Below are 18,862 nucleotides of genomic sequence, written 5' to 3'. Positions count from 1 at the left end.
TTCATGTTTGCATCTGATATAGACTCAATTTTAAATAACGAAGATAGATTGTGACTTAATGAATATTAAAAAATGTGAAAATTAATAACAATAGAGATGTGATTAAAAAATAGTATAATTCACTTTCAAGTAAGCATAGAAAATTGATTTAGGTATTGAATGAAAATAATTGAACTTTTTAAATTTATGATAGAGGCTAAAAGCGAAACGCCCGATGACGGCGGACTTCTTGATTTTATAGAGAGCTACTTGGACGGCTATAAAGTAGTGCGTGTTGATGTAGAGGGTGTAAAAAATATCTTTATCTATAAAAAATTCGGTGATGGAGAACACCTATGTTTTGCAGGACATGTCGATGTTGTTCCTGCCGGAAAAAATTGGGAGAGCGACCCTTATAAGGCCGTAGAGAAAGACGGTTTTATCTACGGACGCGGAGCGCAGGATATGAAGAGCGGAGTGGCTGCGTTTGTGCAGGCTGTAAAAGAGACGGACTTATTTGATGGAACACTCTCAATTTTACTTACCTCTGATGAGGAGGGCGAGGCAACGTATGGAACTGTTGAGGTTTTAAAATATCTGCAAAATAACTCGCTTCTTCCTGATGCGGTAGTTGTTGCAGAGCCAACATGCGAAGAGATTTTTGGAGATGCCATAAAGGTCGGCAGACGCGGCTCAATTAACGGCTACATAACTCTTAAAGGAAAGCAGGGACATGCTGCTTATCCCGAAAAATCTATAAATCCTATAAGCCTTATTGCGCCAAGGCTCTTAAATATGGTGGGCGTAGATTTGGATAACGGAGATGAATTTTTCTCTCCGAGCAAGTTTGTCATAACCGACATCAGAGCAGGAATGCAGGTGACAAATGTAACTCCAGATGAGTTAAGTATGATGTTTAACGTAAGAAATACGACTCTTACAACACAAAAAGAGGTTAGAGAGTTTGTTGAAAAAAATTTAGAGGGGTTAGAGTATGAACTTCGTCTGACTCAGGGTTCATACCCTTTTAGAACAGATACGGATACAAAACTTGTAAAAAATATTGATGCTTCCATAGAAAAAGTGACCGGAGTAAGACCAAAACACTCAACTGCAGGCGGCACTTCCGATGCTAGGTTTATAGCTCCTCTTGGGATACCTGTTATTGAATTTGGAGTGAAAAACGATACAATTCACTCAACAAATGAGAGAACGTCAATAAAAGAGGTTGAAGAACTCTATGAAGTGTTTAAAAATTTAATTAAGATGTGGAAATAGGAGAGGGTTATGAGATTTTTTATATTGATAACGGCTTTAATATCGCTGCTCAGTGCCGGTCCTGATTGGCCAAATGACTATGAAAAAGCATTGGTAGAGGCTAAACAAGAGAAAAAAGATATCTATCTTTTTATAGGTTCGGAGTATTGCAAATATTGCGACAAGCTTGAAGCTGAAGTTTTTTCAAAAGAAGATGTTATAAAAAGATTGAAAAAGGATTATGTGCTTATCTATCTCTCAAGAGATATAGATGATATCCCAGAGAAATTTGAGACAAAGCCCGTTCCAAGACACTACTTTTTAACTACCGATGGCGAGATAATTTATACTACAATCGGCTACAGAAGCGTTGAAGCTTTTTACGAGCTTTTGGATGAAGTAAAAGAGGCAAAAAAAGATTAAAGGAAATTGATATGAAATTCGTACAAACAAACAGAGCGCCATCGGCAATAGGTCCATATTCACAAGCAGTAGTTGCAAACGGAATGGTTTTTACATCTGGGCAGATTGCTCTTACACCTGAGGGCGTTATGCTTGATAGTGATGTGGTTGTGCAGACAAAACAGGTGCTAAAAAATCTTCAAGCGGTTTTAGAAGAGGCTGGAAGCTCAATGGGCAGCGTGGTAAAAACTACTATCTTTTTGGCTTCAATGGATGATTTTGTGACAGTCAACGAGATATATGCGACAGCTTTCGGCTCTCATAAACCAGCGCGCTCAACAGTGGCGGTAAAGACGTTGCCAAAAAATGCGTTAGTAGAGATTGATGCAATCGCACTAGTAAAATGAGAACATTTTTCCTCTTATTGCTGCCCGTACTCATATTTGCGGATGATTTAAGGTCAATTTTGGATGCAGCGCACCAAAATAACGACCTGCTGCTCTCATCAAAATTTAAAAAAGAGGCAAAAGAGAGAGAAGTCGAATCAAAGAAGAGCGACTTCTTTCCAACGGTTGATATCGGCGCATCCTACCAAAACACAAGCGATACTACACTTTTTCAAATCAGAGACATCTACGCTGGATACGGCAAAATTGAGATGGATATTTATGATGGCGGAATCAAGTCATCACTTCTTAGTAAGACCAAAGATGAGTTCAGAGGAGCTGTCCACGACGAAGAGCAGATGAAAAAAAGCCTCTCATTGCAGATAGTCCAAGATTTTTATAACATCAAGAGTTTGGAATCAAGCCTAAGAGCAAAAGAGGATGCAGGAAAATCTCTCCAAGAGCAGCTAGGGAGAATTAAACAGTTTTATGATGCGAAACTTGCCACACAGGATGATATAGAAAGACTTCAAGCCTCATATGATAACAATCTTTATGAGATTGAGGCGCTAAGCTTTGAGATGCTGAGCGTTAAAAAATCTTTGGAGCTAAAAGTCGGCAAAGAGATAGAGAGTTTCGATGCTTCAGGCTTTAAAGAGGCGGAGCTTTTTGACTTAGAGCCAAGTGATGAGATAAAATCACTTACCTATAAAGTGAGTGCTATGAAAAACAGTGCCGAAGCGCTTGAGGGCGCATACTATCCAAATGTGAAACTCGAAGACAAATATACAATCTACGGCTATGATGACATCGCGCCAAATCATCCTGCAAAAATAGATAGACAAAACGTCTTGATGCTAAGTCTCAATATGAGGATTTTTGATTACTCAAGCACAAGCGAATCAAAGCAGGCTCTTATGTTAAACTCAAAAGCTCTGAGCCAAGAGATAAGCTACATGTCAAAAGAGCAGAAGATGCGTCATGAGATTTCTGTTGCAAGAGTAAAGAGTTCAAAACTAAAAATCAGAAGTGCAAAAAGTGCCTTGAATGCAGCTTTTAGTGCCTTTGCTATTATAAACGAGAAGTACAACGCGGGCATAGTTGATTATGTAATTTATCTCGATGCACTAAGTGCAAAAACAGACGCGTCCGCACTTTATGAGAAGTCGCTGAATGATTTGGAAGTTGCCTATGCAATGTTCTACTACTACGGCGGAAAAAAATTAAAGGATTTTATAAAATGAGAAAAATATTTTTAGGATTGATTTTTTCAATCATTACTCTAAATGCAGAAGATGTTTATGCCAATTTTTTCGTAGAGGCTTCAAAAAGCGCAAGTTTGGCATTTGACGCAGGCGGCATTGTAAAAAAAGTACATGTAGATATTTCCAGCAGTGTAAAAAAGGGTGAAAAGCTCTGTGAGCTTGCAAATGAGGATATAAAAGCATCTTTGGATATCACAAAGGCTGAGTTGGCAAATGCCGAGGTTGCGCTTAAATATGCAAAAAAAGATTATGAGAGACAAGAAAAAGTTAAGCATCTCGTAGACGAGGCACGTTTTGACGTTTATGCACTTGCTTACGAGAGGGCAAAAACAGCTGTTGCTTTGTCATCCGCAGCTCTTTCACATCAGCAAACACTTTATGACAAAACAGTGCTTTATGCTCCCTTTGATGGAGTGATATTTGAAAAAAATATAGAGATTGGAGACGTAGTGACAGAGATGTCGCCAAAAACAATCTTGAAGCTTCAAAGCGTAAACGAGAGAAAACTTGTTTTAGAGTTTGACCAAAAGTATTGGAAAAAAGTAAAAGCAGGGCAGAGCTTTAAGTATAAGATTGACGGTGACGAGGATGAGCATGTAGGCGTTATAGCAAAAGTGTATCCGCATGTAGATTTAAAGAGCAGAAAGCTAAACGCAGAGGTGTTTGCAAAAGATTTTGTAGTCGGGCTTTTTGGTGATGGCTATATAGATACAAACAGAAAAAAGTAACTACATGTACAAAATTTCAATCAAGAGACCTATTGCCACTCTGATGTACGTAGCAACGCTCGTAATATTCGGCTATATGAGCTACAAATCTATGCCATCGGCTCTTTTTCCAAATGTTGATTTTCCCATAGTTACCATTCAGACAAACTATCCGGGTGCAGAAGCGGGCACGATTGAGTCTCAGATTACCGACAAGGTAGAAGAGGCGATATCGAGAATCGGCGGAATAGACAGCATAACCTCAAGCAGCAGCGAGGGTGTGAGCGTAGTAACAGTTAAGTTTTTTTTAGAGCGGGATATTGATGAGGCAACTAATGATGTGCGAGATAAAGTCTCTGCAATTAAGCTTCCAAATGATGCTGAAGTTCCGCTTGTAAGCAAGCTGGACATCGGCGCTGCACCCATTGTAAATATATTTTTGACCGCAAAAGGGGATAGTCTTAAAAATCTTATGCTTTTTGCAGACGAGAAGGTAAAGCCGACAATCCAAAAGATAAACGATGTCGGGGCTATTAACATCGTGGGCTATAAAGATAGAGAGATAAAAATATTTCCAGATGCTCATTCACTTGGCAAATATGCAATTACTATTGCGGAGCTAAATGCGGCTGTTGCAAAAGAGAATGTAAAAATCGGTGGCGGAAAACTAATAACCAAAACCAAAGAGCTTACTCTTAAGACAAAAGCTGATGCACTAAGTGTCGAAGAGCTAAAAAATATAAAGATAAGAGATAATATAAGGCTAAGAGATATAGCAACTGTTGAAGACTCTCTGAGTGATGCTAAAAGCTATGCTTCTTACAACGGCGTAGAAGGTGTTATGCTTGAGGTTCAGAAGATTTCAGGAACTAACACCATAGACATTATAGAGCGCGTTAAAAAAGTAGTTCCAAAGCTTGAAGTTATGGCGGGAGAGAGATTTGAGGTAAAGGTTTTAAACGACACCTCTCCTTTTATAATCAACTCTTTAAAAGATGTGGAGTTTGATCTTATTTACGGCGCCATTCTTGCCACGATTATAGTTTTTGTTTTTTTAAGAAACCTGACTATCACTTTTGTTTCGGCTCTCTCTATTCCGGCTTCTATTATGGGTACGTTTGCGCTGATGGACTATATGGGGTTTGAGTTAAACAAGATGACGCTTATCGGGCTTACTTTGGCTATCGGTATTATCATCGATGATGCCATCGTAGTAATTGAGAATATCTATAAGAAAATGGAAGAGGGGATGGATAAGTATGAGGCGGCGTATGAGGGCACAAAAGAGATGGCTTTTACAATTTTGGCTATCTCTGCAATGCTTCTGGCCGTTTTTATCCCAGTTTCGTTTATGAGCGGAATTGTTGGCAAGTTTTTTGAGAGTTTTGCCATGACGGTAGGCTTTGCCATTATTATCTCCTACACGATAGCTCTGAGTTTTATTCCAAGTTTGAGTGCTAGGGTACTGCATAAAGGCGAGAGCAGATTTTATAATTTAACAGAGCCGATCTTTAAGTTTTTAGAGCGCATGTATGAGGTGATGTTAAGAGGTGTGCTGAGGTTTAAGATAACTACTATTGTTTTGGTGTTTGCAATATTTTTTGCTTCGCTTAGTCTCTTTCCAAAAATCGGCATGGATTTTATACCAAAAGAGGACAAAGCAGAGTTTGAGATAAAAATCAAAGCCGATGCCGGAATATCGCTTGAAGAGATGGTGAGAAAGTCAAAAATAGTCGAAGATCTTGTAAGAAAAAATCAACATGTAGAGTATACAACTCTCAGCGTCGGATATAACGCTACGCAAGAGAAACATAAAGCGCTTATCTATGTGAAGCTTGTCGATAAAAACAAAAGAGAGCTAAATCAAGAGGAGATTATCCAAGGCTTTAGAGAGGCTTTTGAACCGTATAAAAAAGATATGTTCATCACCGCTTCTGCTATTCCAAACATAAAAGGTGCAGGTGTATCGGTTCCTTATCAGATAGTTTTAAAATCGGACTCGTTTGATGACTTAGAGAGTGCAAAGAAAAATCTGGTTGAGTATCTCTCAAAAAAAGAGGGATTTGTTGACATAGACACAGATCTAGATGAGCAAAAACCACAGATAGATATAAACATACTAAGAGAAAATGCCTCACTCTTTGGCGTATCAGCTTCAGATATCGCCTTTGCAATATCTATCGCCTTTTCAAGCGATTTAGAGATATCATACTTTGAAGAGAGCGGAAAACAGTACAACATAACGCTTAGATTTGGCGACGAAAATAGAGTTAGTTTAGAAGACATCAAGAAGTTACAGGTAAGAACAAAAGATGGCAGGCTTGTTTATCTTGACGGTTTAGTGAAATTTAGCGATTCAAAAACACTCGGAGCAATAAATCACTTTGACAGACAGCGCGAGGTTACAATATTTGCCGACCTTTTCGGGCTTGATTTGGGCGGAGCGGTAAACTACACAAGAGCGGAGATTGAGAATCTTTTGCCAAAGGGTGTTGAGTATAGATTTACAGGTTTTGCCGAAGAGATGGTAAAAACAGGAGAGGCGTTTGGAGTGGCAATCGGGCTTAGCGTTATTTTGATGTTTATTATCTTGGCTGTTCTTTATGAATCGCTAATTCAGCCCATTATCATCATGGTAGCCCTTCCTCTGAGCATAATCGGGGTGATGCTATCCCTTTACATGTCAGGATTGCAATTTAGCCTTTTTGTTATGATTGGATTTATGCTCTTAATGGGAATGGTCGGTAAAAATGCGGTTTTGCTTGTAGATTTTGCAAACCACGCGGTTAATAATGGAAAGAGAGCTGAAGATGCGCTTATTGAGGCTGGAGAAAAGAGGCTTCGCCCGATACTAATGACCACTGTCGCAATGGTCTTTGCAATGCTTCCTCTTGCCCTTGGTGGCGGGCTTGGAAGTGAGACAAAAGCTCCAATGGCGATATCAATAATAGGCGGGCTTTTAAGCTCTATGGTACTGACACTTTTAGTGGTTCCTGTTATCTACAGATTGATAAGTCCACTTGATTTGTGGCTAAAAAAGTTCTATGAAAGTAAAAACATTAAAATATAATCATATGATTAAACAATACTTAAAGCTTGTGAGAGTATAATTCCGAACTTTTTGTAGAAATGAAAGACTTCTGGAGACATAAAATATATGTTCCAAAGGCTAGTAAGTATTTAAAGATTTAAGGAATTGTATTATGTACGCAATTATCAAAAACGGTGGCAAGCAGTATAAAGTTCAAGAGGGCGATATCCTATTATTGGATAAAATGTCTCTAGAGCCTAAAGCTTCAATCGAGATTAAAGAAGTTTTAGCTGTTAACGCAGGGGAACTTAAAATGGGAGCGCCTTTTGTTGAGGGTGCTGTTGTAACTGCTGAAGTTATTAATGAAGGTCGTGATAAAAAAGTTGTGACTTTTAAAAAGCGTCGTCGTAAAGACTCTAAAGTTAAAAGAGGCTTTAGAAGAGATTATACACGCGTTCGTATTATAAAAATCGCAGCATAATATCAAGCTGTAAAATTAACAAAGGAGATTTAAGATGGCACATAAGAAAGGTCAAGGTAGTACACAGAATAATCGTGACTCGGCTGGTAGAAGACTTGGTGTGAAGAAATATGGCGGAGAGGCAGTAATAGCTGGCAACATCATTGTTCGTCAACGTGGAACAAAAGTTCACCCTGGTAAAAATGTTGGTATGGGAAAAGACCATACAATTTTTGCTCTTGTTGAAGGTACTGTTTTATTTCATAGAAAAGATAAAAAACGTCAACAAGTTTCAATCATTCCTGCTGCGTAATTCTACTATATTTGGGCACTGCCCAAATATTTCTACTTCAACCGTTGGGTTTTGTATCTACAACAGTTAAAATATTCAACAGTTTACTTTTTTATTATAGTTGATTTTTGAGTATTTAAATGTCGAATTTACTGTCGATAATAGCTAAATTTTAGCTAAAGAGTAATTAAAAGGAAAGCACTTGTTTACAGATAGCGTAGAACTAACGGTTTCTTCAGGAAAAGGCGGTCAAGGGTGTGTTTCATTTCGTCGTGAAAAATTTGTTGTTAACGGTGGTCCAAACGGCGGTGACGGTGGAAAAGGCGGAGATATCTGGTTTAAATGCGACAATAACACGCACACGCTCTCACACTTTCAAAAGAAAATGCACATAAAAGCTGATAACGGTGCACAGGGCGAAAGCTCGAATATGACCGGAAAATCAGGTGAAAAAAAGGTTATTATTGTTCCTCCCGGGACACAGATTGTCGACATGGAGAGCGGTGAAGTTATTTTTGACATGTTAAAAGATGGACAAGAAGAGCTGTTTATAACAGGAGGAAGAGGCGGACTTGGCAACACGCACTTTAAATCTTCTACAAAACAGAGACCTACTTATGCGCAACCGGGAGAGAAGGGCGAGACTAGAGTCATCAAGCTTGAGATGAAACTTATTGCAGATGTTGGTTTGGTTGGGTTTCCAAATGTAGGAAAATCAACACTGATTTCAACTGTTTCAAATGCACGTCCAGAAATTGCAAACTATGAGTTTACAACGCTTACTCCTAAGCTCGGACAGGTTAATATAGGCGATTTTGAATCGTTTATTATGGCTGATATCCCCGGAATTATCGGTGGAGCACATGAAGGAAAAGGTCTTGGTATTCAGTTTTTAAAACATATCGAGAGAACAAAAATTCTTCTGTTTATGGTTGACTTGGCATCGTACAGAGATTTAAAAGAGCAGATAGAGACTCTTAAAGCAGAAGTTGCTGCATTCTCAGATACGTTGGCTCAGAGTGGTTATGCTATTGCTCTGACGAGAGCAGACATAGTTCCTCCAGAGCAGGTTAATAAGCTTGTAAATGGCTTTTTGGAGACTATCGGAGTAAAAGCGACTAAAAACGATGAAGCAGGTTTTGATGATTCAATGCCGTACTATATTCAAAAAAGCCCAGATGAGACGCTCGGATATGACAAAACTCTTCCATATTTTGTCGCACCCATATCATCAGCGATAAACAAAAACATAGAGCCGCTCAAATATGCGCTCTTTAATCTTGTGCAAGTAAATAGATATAGCAAATAGAGAAATAAAAATGAGAAGAGTAGTTGTAAAAGTTGGAAGTGCAGTACTTACACAAAACGACGCAATAGCACTTCAAAGAGTAAGAAATTTAGTTGATTTTTTATGTGAGCTTAGAAAAACAAATGAAGTTGTTTTAGTCTCATCTGGCGCAGTTGCGGCTGGATATACTGAGCTTAAACTTGATAGATGCGTGCTGCAAAACAAGCAGGCACTTGCTTCCATAGGTCAGCCGATTTTGATGAATAAGTATGCAAAAAAATTTGCTGAATACAATATTTTGACGGCTCAGATATTGGTAACGGCTGCAAATTTCAAGATAGAAGATGAGAGTAGAAAGATAAAAGATACTATCAATACGCTTCTCTCAAACGGAGTTGTTCCGATTATCAATGAAAATGATGCGACTACCACAAAAGAGCTTGTTGTTGGAGATAACGACCAGCTCTCAGCTTATGTCGCAAAACATACCGACTCAGATTTGCTTATCATCTTATCAGACATAGATGCTTACTATGACAAAGACCCGAGAAAATTCAGCGATGCAAAAATATTAAAAATTGTAAATTCTATAGATGCGGATGAGCTTGAGAAAGAGGCGACTCCTCACGGTGCTTTCGCAACAGGCGGAATTTTGACAAAACTAAAAGCGGCGAGCTATCTTTTGTCGCACAAAATTGACATGGTGCTGACAAGCGGATATGATTTAAGCGATATAAAAAGTTTAATGCTTGAGGGCAAACATGTCGGCGGAACTCTTTTTACAAGAGGTGCTTAATGAAGGTTATTTTTATGGGAACGCCTGATTATGCAGGACACATTTTAGAAAAAATTATTAATAAAAAAAATATTGAAGTTGCAGCGGTTTATACGCAGCCAGACAAGCCTGTAGGGCGAAAAAAAGTTTTGACTCCTCCAATCGTAAAAACAATCGCGCTTAAAAATAACATTGCCATTTATCAGCCAAGCAGACTTAGAGAAGCGGACGTTGTTACAGAGCTTAAAAAAATCGAGTACGACTATATCGTTGTAGCAGCGTATGGTCAGATATTGCCAAAAGAGATATTAAACCACGCTCCATGTATAAATCTTCACGCTTCAATATTGCCACACTACAGAGGGGCTAGCCCGATTCAGCAGACTCTCTTAAGCGGAGACACTAAAACAGGCGTAACTGCTATGCTTATGGATGAGGGACTTGACACCGGAGATATTATAAAAATCAAAGAGATTGATGTGGATGCTAGCGAGATGGCTGAATCTCTCTTTGAGAGGCTGACTGAAGCGGCGTGCGAACTGACTATAGATGTGCTTGAGAATTTCAACACATATACTCCCATCAAGCAGGATGACTCTGCATCTTCGCACTGCACAAAGATAACCAAACAAGATGGCGAAGTTGTATTTGAAGATGCGCAGAGTCTCTTTAATAAATACCGTGCATTTACACCTTGGCCTGGAATTTATCTAAGTTCAGGACTGAAGCTAAAAAAGATAGAACTGCTGGAAAATGAGAGCCAAAACGATGGCGGAAAAATTCTACATGTAGAAAAAGATTTTATTGTAGTGGGATGCAACAAAGGAAGCATAAAAGTTTACAGAGTTCAGCCTGAATCAAAAAACGAGATGGATGTTCTATCTTATATAAACGGAAAAAGATTAGCCAATGCAGATTATCTATCTTGATAGCGTTGACTCTACTCAAAAATATCTAAAAGAGCTGATACGGGAGGAGAAGGTATCTCTGCCATGTGCCGTTGTTGCAGATTTTCAAACGGATGGTGTTGGAAGCAGAGGAAAATTATGGAGCGGAGTAAGGGGAAATCTTTTTTTATCTTTTGCAATTCCTTTAAATGAACTTCCAAAAGACCTTAAACTTGAATCAGCCTCTATATATTTTTCTTATATTTTAAAAGAGATGCTCTGCGAATTTGGTTCTGTACTCTGGCTAAAGTGGCCGAATGATTTTTACATAGGCGATAAGAAAATAGGCGGCATGATTACCAACTTGGTCAAAGATAGCCTTGTATGCGGAGTCGGATTAAATATAGCAGAGGCGCCTCCCGGTTTTGGCAAGCTTGATGTCGTCGTAGACAGAGACGAGTTGACAGAGAGATATTTTAATAATATAAAGAAAATGAATTTATGGAAGCAAGTTTTTAGTAAATATAAGATAGAATTTTACAAGAATCAAAACTTTTATACACACAATAAAAATTTAATAATTTCTTTAGGGGACGCTTCACTTCATAGTGACGGCTCTATTGTAATAAACGGCGAGAGGATATATAGTCTGAGATGAGCGAAGTTATTGTAATTGCAAATCAAAAGGGTGGGGTCGGTAAAACAACTACTGCCGTAAACCTAGCTGCTTCACTTGCAGTTGCAGAAAAAAAAGTGCTTCTTATAGACTCAGACCCACAGGCAAATGCCACTACGTCGCTCGGCTTTCATAGAAATGATTATGAGTTTAATATCTATCATGTTTTAATTGGAACCAAAAAATTAAAAGACATTATTTTAAAATCAGAACTGCCTACTCTTCATCTTGCACCGTCAAACATCGGGCTTGTAGGTATAGAAAAAGAGTATTACGATGCTGAGAATTCAAAGGGGCGCGAGCTTGTTTTGAAAAAAGCAATTGCTAATGTTTTAAAAGATTATGACTATATCATTATCGACTCTCCTCCGGCACTTGGGCCAATGACGATAAACGCGCTCTCGGCTTCTAACTCGGTAATTATTCCAATCCAGTGCGAATTTTTTGCGCTTGAGGGTCTTGCACAGCTTTTAAATACTGTTAAGCTTGTTAGAAAATCAATCAATCAGAAATTGATAATAAAAGGGTTTTTACCTACAATGTTTAGCGCTCAAAACAACCTATCTAAGCAAGTTTTTGCAGATTTGAAACAACATTTCAGCAGCAAACTTTTTAAAGATATGGAGGGCGAGATTATTGTTGTTCCTAGAAATGTAAAGCTTGCCGAGTCTCCTTCATTTGGTAAGCCTGCGATATTATATGATGTAAAATCAATAGGTTCAATAGCGTATCAAAATTTAGCACAAGCGATTATGCAAGCATGAAGTCACAGAAGTTAGGCAGAGGATTAGGCGCACTTTTAGGCGAGATTGAAGAGGCTTACGACAATGAAGTTTCTCAAAAAGATTCAATTATAGAGATTGCATTAAAAGATATAAGACCGAATCCTTTTCAGCCAAGAAAACATTTTGAAGAGAGTTCTCTTTACGAACTAGGCGAATCAATTAAAAATGATGGTCTTATTCAGCCCATTATTGTGACTGAAGATGTTGACGGGTATATTTTAATTGCAGGAGAGAGAAGACTTCGCGCCTCAAAACTGGCAAAGCTAAAAACAATCCGTGCAATCGTCTTAAATAGCGACGAGCAGAAGATGAGACAGTTCGCGCTGATTGAAAATATTCAAAGAGACGAACTTAACTCAATTGAGCTTGCGCATGCTTACGGTGAACTTATCAAGCTTCACAGTATTACTCAGGATGAGCTCTCAACTAGAATCCATAAAAGCAGAACTCATATTACAAATACTATAAGACTTCTTCAGCTATCGCAAAAAACACAAAGAGCATTGATAGAGAAAAAGATCAGCACGGGACATGCAAAAGTTTTAGTAGGGCTTGATGAGAAGCAGCAACAGCTTATTGTTAACTCAATTATCGGCCAAAAATTAAGCGTAAGAGAAGTCGAAGCTACTATAAAGAGCATAAAAAATAGTACTGTTGAATCACAAAGCAAACATGAGAGCATCTCGTTTGATTTCAAACTAATAAAAGAAAAACTATCTTTACTTGGATTTAAAACAAAGAGTTCAAATAAAGGTTTAACAATTGAATTTGATAATGAAAATCAGACAAACTACTTTTTAACACTTCTTCAAAAATAAAGCGTTATAGGCTTCTTCCGTTTGAATATTATTCATAAAAAATATAAAAAATATTTAAAATTTTTATCAGTTTAACAATTCTTTTAATTTTAAAGTAGTATAATCACGCAACTTTTAGGAGGTGCTATGTTAGATATAAATCCGATACTACTTGTAGCTACATTAATCGTGTTTCTTACTCTTATTGCCGTTCTAAACAGTTGGCTTTACAATCCATTATTCGCTTATATGAGTAAAAGAGATGAAGACATCAAAAAAGACCTAGAAAAAGTAGGCTCTAATGATGAGGAAATCAATGAACTTAAGTTAAAAGCGCAGTCAATAATTGCAAATGCTAAATTGGAAGCTTCGGCCCTGAGAGATAAAGTTATTACGGATGCTAGAGAGTTAGCAGAGAGTAAATTAGAAGCAAAACGTGCTGAATTAGCTAGTCAGTATTTAGAGTTTGAGCAATTACTTGCTCGTTCTCGTGAGCAGTTAAGCGGTGATTTAAGATCACAAATGCCGCTGTTTAAAGAAGCTGTAAAAGCTAAATTTAGTCAAATATAAGGATGTGATGTGAGTAGAATTTTAGTATTTATGCTAATGATATCAACATATGCATTGGCATCTAGTGGCAATACAGAGACGGATATAGTCCAAAGAACAGTCAATTTTTTACTGTTTGCAGGACTAATCTGGTATCTTGTTGCTGAACCGGTAAAGAGCTACTTTGCGTCAAGAAGTCATGGAATCGCTGATGAAATGAAAAAAGTGCAAGATAAGCTAAAAGAGTCTGTCTCTTTAAAAAAAGAAGCACTTGCTAAGGTTGCTGCGGCTGAGAAGTTCGCAACAGATTTAGTAACTAATTCTAAAAAAGAGAATAAGGTCATTAATGACGCTATTATGACTCAATGTGAATCAGATATAGAGATATTAGTAAAGCAGCAAGCGGTACTTATGGATTTTGAACAGAGAAAAATGGTTCGTAATGTTGTTGAAAATATATTCTCTGAAGTATTGAGTCAAAGTGATGACTCTTTTGACAAAGAGGCTATGGCTAATGTTATCTTAAAGAAGGTGGCATAAATGGAAGAGTTGATTGCAAAGAGATACCTCAAAGCTATTAAACAGGGTTCTACTACAGAGTCTATGCAAGATATATTTCTGATATTTTCTGCTTTAGCTGGGGCGTTTGAGAACGAGAAATTTAAAAGAATTATCAGTAATCCAGATGTTAGTAAAAATCAAAAGTCTGATATCTTGCTGGCTGCAGTAAAATCTGCCGGCAATAAGGATGTTGAAAATTTAATTAAATTACTTGCTGAACATAATCGTATCAATATTATTCCTCTAATAGCGGAAGTAATGAGAAAAGATATCGCTAAAACTAATAAGATCTATAATGGAATTGTATATAGTGACAGCGATATTGATGCAAAGGTTATAGAAGGTTTAAGTAACGGATTAGGCAGGAAATTTGATTCTAAAATATCATTAAAGTTTGTTAAAGAGAACTTTAAAGGTATAAAAGTAGATGTTGAAGATCTTGGAGTAGAGATAAGTTTCTCTAAAACAAGAATCAACAGTCAAATGATAGAACATATTATAAAAGCAATTTAACTTCATGAGAGGAGATGTGTAGTGGTAGCAAAAATTCAAGCTGATGAAATCAGCTCAATAATTAAAGAGCGTATCGATAACTTTGAACTAAGTGTTGATATCAATGAGACAGGTAAAATTGTTTCATATGCTGACGGTGTTGCGAGAGTTTATGGACTTAGCAATGTTATGGCTGGTGAGATGGTAGAGTTCGAAGAGGGAACGAGAGGTCTGGTTATGAACCTTGAGGAGAGCACGGTAGGCGTTGTTATTCTTGGAGCAGGAGCCATGTTAAAAGAGGGCAAGTCTGTAAAAAGATTAGGTCGTCTACTTCGTGTTCCAGTTGGTGACGCACTTCTTGGTCGTGTCGTAAATGCACTAGGTGAGCCGATAGACGGAAAGGGTCCTATTGAGACAACTGAAACTCGTTTCGTTGAGGAAAAAGCACCTGGCATTATGGCTCGTAAATCTGTTCATGAGCCGCTTGCTACAGGTATCAAAGCTATTGATGCTCTTGTTCCAATCGGTAGAGGTCAAAGAGAGCTTATTATCGGTGACCGTCAAACAGGTAAAACGACAATCGCATTAGATGCTATTATCAATCAAAAAGGCAACGGTGTTGTTTGTATTTATGTTGCTGTTGGTCAAAAAGAGTCGACTGTTGCACAAATCATCCGTCGTTTAGAAGATCATGGTGCACTTGAGTACACTATTATTGTTTCTTCTACAGCTGCTGAAGCTGCTGCACTACAATTCTTGGCTCCGTATACCGGTGTTACTATGGGTGAGTATTTCCGTGATAATGCTAGACATGGTTTAATTGTATATGATGATTTAAGTAAACATGCAGTTGCTTATCGTGAAATGTCGCTTATTCTTCGCCGTCCTCCGGGTCGTGAAGCATATCCTGGTGACGTTTTTTATATCCACTCTCGTCTTTTAGAAAGAGCTGCAAAGCTTTCTGATGAAAAAGGTGCAGGTTCCCTGACTGCTCTTCCAATCATTGAAACACAGGCTGGTGACGTTTCTGCATATATTCCAACAAACGTTATCTCTATTACCGATGGTCAGATTTTCCTTGAGACTGAACTATTCAATTCGGGCGTTCGTCCTGCAATTAATGTTGGTCTTTCTGTTTCTCGTGTTGGTGGTGCTGCTCAGATTAAGGCTACTAAACAAGTTGCAGGTACGCTAAGACTTGACCTTGCACAATATCGTGAGCTACAGGCATTCGCACAGTTTGCTTCAGACCTTGATGAGACATCTCGCAAGCAGTTAGAGCGCGGACAGAGAATGGTTGAAGTTCTTAAGCAGCCTCCTTTCTCTCCACTATCCGTTGAGAAGCAAGTTTTAATTATATTTGCAGGAAATGAAGGCTTTTTTGATGATATGAATCCATCAAATGTGGTTCGTTTTGAAGCTGAGTTATATCCATTTATTGAAGCATCTTACCCTCAAATTTTTGAGAGCATTAGAAGTACTTCTAAGGTAGATGATACTACTAGCGCATTGATAAAAAAAGCACTTGAAGAGTTTAAATCTAGCTTTATAGTGGCGTAAGGATAATTTATGGCAAACTTGAAAGATATTCAAAGACAGATAAAGAGTGTTTCTAACACTCAAAAGACAACACGTGCTATGAAGCTTGTATCAACTGCTAAGCTCCGCCGTGCAGAAGAGCTTGCTAAGCGTTCTCGTCTTTATGCTGCAAAAATGAATCAGGTAATTGCCGAAATTGCTGGACGTATTAAATGTAACAAAGTTGGCGGAATCGACAATCGCTGTTTTATAGAGATTGAAGATCCAAAAACGGTTGACATCATTTTTGTAACTGCCGACAAGGGTTTATGCGGCGGATTTAATATTCAAACTATTAAAGCCGTTAAAAAATTATTGGCGGAATATAAAGCAAGAAATGTAAAAGTACGTTTACGTGGAATCGGTAAAAAAGGTATTGAATTTTTCAAATATAATGAAGTTGAGCTTTTTGATTCAGCTACAAATCTTAGTTCAAAACCTGATAAAGAAAAATCTGACGAGTTCATTTTGTCTTCGATAGAAGATTTTAAAGATGGGAAAGTTGATGCTCTTTATCTTGTTTACAATGGTTATAAAAACATGATAACTCAAGAGTTGCATGTGAATAAAGTATTGCCTGTTGATACAACTCAGTTTGAGTGTGGTGAAGCAAAGCAATCAATGCTTGAGGTAGAGTCTCAAGATGAAGAGAAGATGTTAGATTCTTTAGTAGATAGATATGTTCAGTATGCAATGTACTATTCGCTTATCGATTCTGTTGCCGCAGAACATAGTGCAAGAATGCAGGCTATGGATACGGCAACAAATAATGCTAAAGAGATGGTTAAATCACTAAATGTTGAGTTTAATAAAGCTAGACAAGCAGCTATTACTACAGAGCTGATAGAGATAATAAGTGGTGTGGAGTCTATGAAATAATGGAGAAAAATATGATTGGTAAAATAAGCCAGGTTATGGGTCCGGTTGTTGATGTTGATTTTGATGGATATCTTCCTATTATCAACGAAGCAATCGAAGTTAATATACATTTAGAAGGTACGGTAACCCGTTTGGTTCTTGAAGTTGCGGCTCACCTAGGTGATGGTCGCGTAAGAACGATTGCAATGGATATGAGTGAAGGTTTGGTTCGTGGAATGGAAGCAAAAGCTACGGGTGCTCCGATTAAAGTTCCAGTTGGCGACAAAGTTCTTGGACGTATCTTTAACGTTATCGGTGAAACAATTGATGATGGAGAACAAGTTACAGATGCTCCATTGTGGTCAATCCACCGTCAGCCTCCAGCTCTTGTTGATCAGTCAACTACTACAGAGATGTTTGAAACAGGTATTAAAGTTGTTGATTTACTTGCTCCATACTCAAAAGGCGGTAAGGTTGGACTATTCGGTGGTGCCGGTGTTGGTAAGACGGTTATTATCATGGAACTTATTCATAATGTTGCTCATGGTCATGATGGTCTATCAGTTTTTGCCGGTGTCGGTGAGAGAACTCGTGAGGGGAATGACCTTTATCATGAGATGAAAGACTCGAACGTACTTGACAAAGTTGCACTGTGCTATGGTCAAATGAGCGAGCCCCCAGGAGCAAGAAATCGTATTGCTCTAACAGGTCTTACTATGGCTGAGTACTTTAGAGATGAGATGAAGCTAGACGTATTGATGTTTATTGACAATATCTTCCGTTTTGCACAGTCAGGTTCTGAGATGTCAGCTCTGCTTGGACGTATTCCTTCGGCTGTTGGTTACCAACCGACACTAGCTCGTGAGATGGGTGCATTACAAGACCGTATTACATCTACTAAGAATGGTTCAATTACATCTGTTCAGGCTGTTTATGTTCCCGCAGATGACTTAACTGACCCTGCTCCGGCTTCTGTTTTTGCTCACTTAGATGCAACAACTGTTCTTAACCGTAAAATTGCTGAAAAGGGTATCTATCCTGCAGTTGATCCACTGGATTCATCTTCAAGACTGCTTGATCCGCAAATCTTAGGCGAAGAGCACTATAGTGTTGCTCGCGGTGTTCAGCAAACACTTCAGAAATACAAAGATTTACAAGATATTATTGCAATCCTTGGTATGGACGAACTTAGTGAAGATGACAAAAATGTTGTTGAGCGTGCTCGTAAAATTGAGAAATTCTTATCACAACCATTTTTTGTTGCAGAGGTATTTACGGGTTCACCTGGTAAGTATGTTTCTCTGGCTGATACCATTAAGGGTTTTAAAATGATTCTTGATGGTGAATGTGACCATATGCCAGAGGGTTCTTTCTACATGGTTGGTGGTATTGATGAGGCGATTGAAAAAGCTCAAAAAATGAAGTAATTCATAAAGGACTGACATGGATAAGTTAAAACTTGAAATCCTGACTCCTAACGGTGTAATCTATGATGGTGAAGCCGTTAGTGTAACTCTTCCTGGTGAAGAGGGTGAGTTTGGGGTTCTAGCAGAACACTCTTGTTTGACTACGCTTCTTGAAACTGGCGTAATCGACATAGAGAAAGAGGATAAATCAGTCGAATCAATTCTAATCAACTGGGGCGTTGTTCAAGTTGATGAGAAAAAGGTAATTGTATTAGTTGAGGGTGCTGTGGCAATCCGCGGTGCAACAGAAGGTGAAGTGGCTAAAGCACTCGAGAGCGCAAAAGAACTTATTGAATCTATTAAAGACAATAACCCTGCAATCGCTACTGTTACTGCAAGACTTGAATCAGCAGCTCAGAATTTACTATAGA

Annotated in this window: 21 protein-coding genes; all 21 read left to right on the top strand. The window is 38.2% G+C overall.

Annotation, left to right across the window (positions count from 1 at the left end):
- Positions 1–159: 159 nt before the first annotated feature.
- Complete coding sequence (gene dapE, locus K0A91_RS03960) at positions 160–1,257, top strand: succinyl-diaminopimelate desuccinylase (RefSeq protein ID WP_295008378.1); 1,098 nt, start codon at positions 160–162, stop codon at positions 1,255–1,257.
- 9 nt (positions 1,258–1,266) lie between these two features.
- Positions 1,267–1,659: a thioredoxin family protein gene (locus tag K0A91_RS03955; RefSeq protein WP_295008376.1), complete on the top strand. Its 393-nt coding sequence runs from the start codon at positions 1,267–1,269 to the stop codon at positions 1,657–1,659.
- Positions 1,660–1,670: 11 nt separating this feature from the next.
- Positions 1,671–2,045 (top strand): RidA family protein, encoded by a 375-nt coding sequence (locus K0A91_RS03950; RefSeq protein ID WP_295008374.1) that lies wholly within the window; start codon positions 1,671–1,673, stop codon positions 2,043–2,045.
- Positions 2,042–3,268, top strand: a complete 1,227-nt coding sequence (locus K0A91_RS03945) for a TolC family protein (protein WP_295008372.1) — start codon at positions 2,042–2,044, stop codon at positions 3,266–3,268. The genes K0A91_RS03950 and K0A91_RS03945 overlap by 4 nt, the downstream gene beginning before the upstream one ends.
- The gene (locus tag K0A91_RS03940; RefSeq protein WP_295008370.1) at positions 3,265–4,017 is read left to right on the top strand and encodes an efflux RND transporter periplasmic adaptor subunit; all 753 of its coding nucleotides are present in this window, start codon (positions 3,265–3,267) and stop codon (positions 4,015–4,017) included. Before K0A91_RS03945 ends, K0A91_RS03940 begins: the two co-directional genes overlap by 4 nt.
- Before the next feature lie 4 nt (positions 4,018–4,021).
- On the top strand, positions 4,022–7,066 hold the full coding sequence (locus tag K0A91_RS03935) for an efflux RND transporter permease subunit (protein ID WP_295008368.1): 3,045 nt from the start codon (positions 4,022–4,024) through the stop codon (positions 7,064–7,066).
- A gap of 133 nt (positions 7,067–7,199) precedes the next feature.
- Positions 7,200–7,508: a 50S ribosomal protein L21 gene (gene rplU / locus K0A91_RS03930; RefSeq protein ID WP_295008366.1), complete on the top strand. Its 309-nt coding sequence runs from the start codon at positions 7,200–7,202 to the stop codon at positions 7,506–7,508.
- Positions 7,509–7,542: 34 nt separating this feature from the next.
- The gene (gene rpmA, locus K0A91_RS03925; RefSeq protein WP_295008364.1) at positions 7,543–7,800 is read left to right on the top strand and encodes a 50S ribosomal protein L27; all 258 of its coding nucleotides are present in this window, start codon (positions 7,543–7,545) and stop codon (positions 7,798–7,800) included.
- 181 nt (positions 7,801–7,981) lie between these two features.
- On the top strand, positions 7,982–9,088 hold the full coding sequence (gene obgE, locus K0A91_RS03920; protein ID WP_295008362.1) for a GTPase ObgE: 1,107 nt from the start codon (positions 7,982–7,984) through the stop codon (positions 9,086–9,088).
- A gap of 10 nt (positions 9,089–9,098) precedes the next feature.
- Positions 9,099–9,863: a glutamate 5-kinase gene (gene proB / locus K0A91_RS03915; RefSeq protein WP_295008359.1), complete on the top strand. Its 765-nt coding sequence runs from the start codon at positions 9,099–9,101 to the stop codon at positions 9,861–9,863.
- Complete coding sequence (gene fmt, locus K0A91_RS03910; protein ID WP_295008358.1) at positions 9,863–10,771, top strand: methionyl-tRNA formyltransferase; 909 nt, start codon at positions 9,863–9,865, stop codon at positions 10,769–10,771. Before proB ends, fmt begins: the two co-directional genes overlap by 1 nt.
- Positions 10,752–11,387: a biotin--[acetyl-CoA-carboxylase] ligase gene (locus tag K0A91_RS03905; protein ID WP_295008356.1), complete on the top strand. Its 636-nt coding sequence runs from the start codon at positions 10,752–10,754 to the stop codon at positions 11,385–11,387. Before fmt ends, K0A91_RS03905 begins: the two co-directional genes overlap by 20 nt.
- Positions 11,384–12,169, top strand: coding sequence for an AAA family ATPase (locus tag K0A91_RS03900; protein WP_295008354.1), 786 nt, complete (start codon positions 11,384–11,386; stop codon positions 12,167–12,169). Before K0A91_RS03905 ends, K0A91_RS03900 begins: the two co-directional genes overlap by 4 nt.
- Positions 12,166–13,008, top strand: a complete 843-nt coding sequence (locus K0A91_RS03895) for a ParB/RepB/Spo0J family partition protein (protein ID WP_295008352.1) — start codon at positions 12,166–12,168, stop codon at positions 13,006–13,008. The genes K0A91_RS03900 and K0A91_RS03895 overlap by 4 nt, the downstream gene beginning before the upstream one ends.
- Positions 13,009–13,134: 126 nt before the next feature.
- Positions 13,135–13,557 (top strand): FoF1 ATP synthase subunit B', encoded by a 423-nt coding sequence (locus tag K0A91_RS03890; protein ID WP_295008351.1) that lies wholly within the window; start codon positions 13,135–13,137, stop codon positions 13,555–13,557.
- A 9-nt stretch (positions 13,558–13,566) separates the two neighbouring features.
- Positions 13,567–14,076 (top strand): F0F1 ATP synthase subunit B, encoded by a 510-nt coding sequence (locus K0A91_RS03885; RefSeq protein WP_295008349.1) that lies wholly within the window; start codon positions 13,567–13,569, stop codon positions 14,074–14,076.
- Positions 14,077–14,610, top strand: a complete 534-nt coding sequence (locus K0A91_RS03880; protein WP_295008348.1) for a F0F1 ATP synthase subunit delta — start codon at positions 14,077–14,079, stop codon at positions 14,608–14,610.
- A gap of 21 nt (positions 14,611–14,631) precedes the next feature.
- The gene (atpA, locus tag K0A91_RS03875) at positions 14,632–16,149 is read left to right on the top strand and encodes a F0F1 ATP synthase subunit alpha (RefSeq protein ID WP_295008346.1); all 1,518 of its coding nucleotides are present in this window, start codon (positions 14,632–14,634) and stop codon (positions 16,147–16,149) included.
- A 9-nt stretch (positions 16,150–16,158) separates the two neighbouring features.
- On the top strand, positions 16,159–17,046 hold the full coding sequence (gene atpG, locus K0A91_RS03870; RefSeq protein WP_295008344.1) for an ATP synthase F1 subunit gamma: 888 nt from the start codon (positions 16,159–16,161) through the stop codon (positions 17,044–17,046).
- 11 nt (positions 17,047–17,057) lie between these two features.
- Complete coding sequence (gene atpD / locus K0A91_RS03865) at positions 17,058–18,452, top strand: F0F1 ATP synthase subunit beta (RefSeq protein ID WP_295008343.1); 1,395 nt, start codon at positions 17,058–17,060, stop codon at positions 18,450–18,452.
- A 16-nt stretch (positions 18,453–18,468) separates the two neighbouring features.
- A complete protein-coding gene (gene atpC, locus K0A91_RS03860) occupies positions 18,469–18,861 on the top strand; it encodes an ATP synthase F1 subunit epsilon (RefSeq protein WP_295008341.1) in 393 nt (130 codons plus the stop codon).
- The last annotated feature ends 1 nt before the right edge of the window (position 18,862 follow it).

Origin of the sequence: Sulfurimonas sp. (assembly GCF_019429335.1) — a bacterium.
GTDB lineage: Bacteria > Campylobacterota > Campylobacteria > Campylobacterales > Sulfurimonadaceae > Sulfurimonas.
This window is presented reverse-complemented; position numbering and strand designations above follow the sequence as displayed.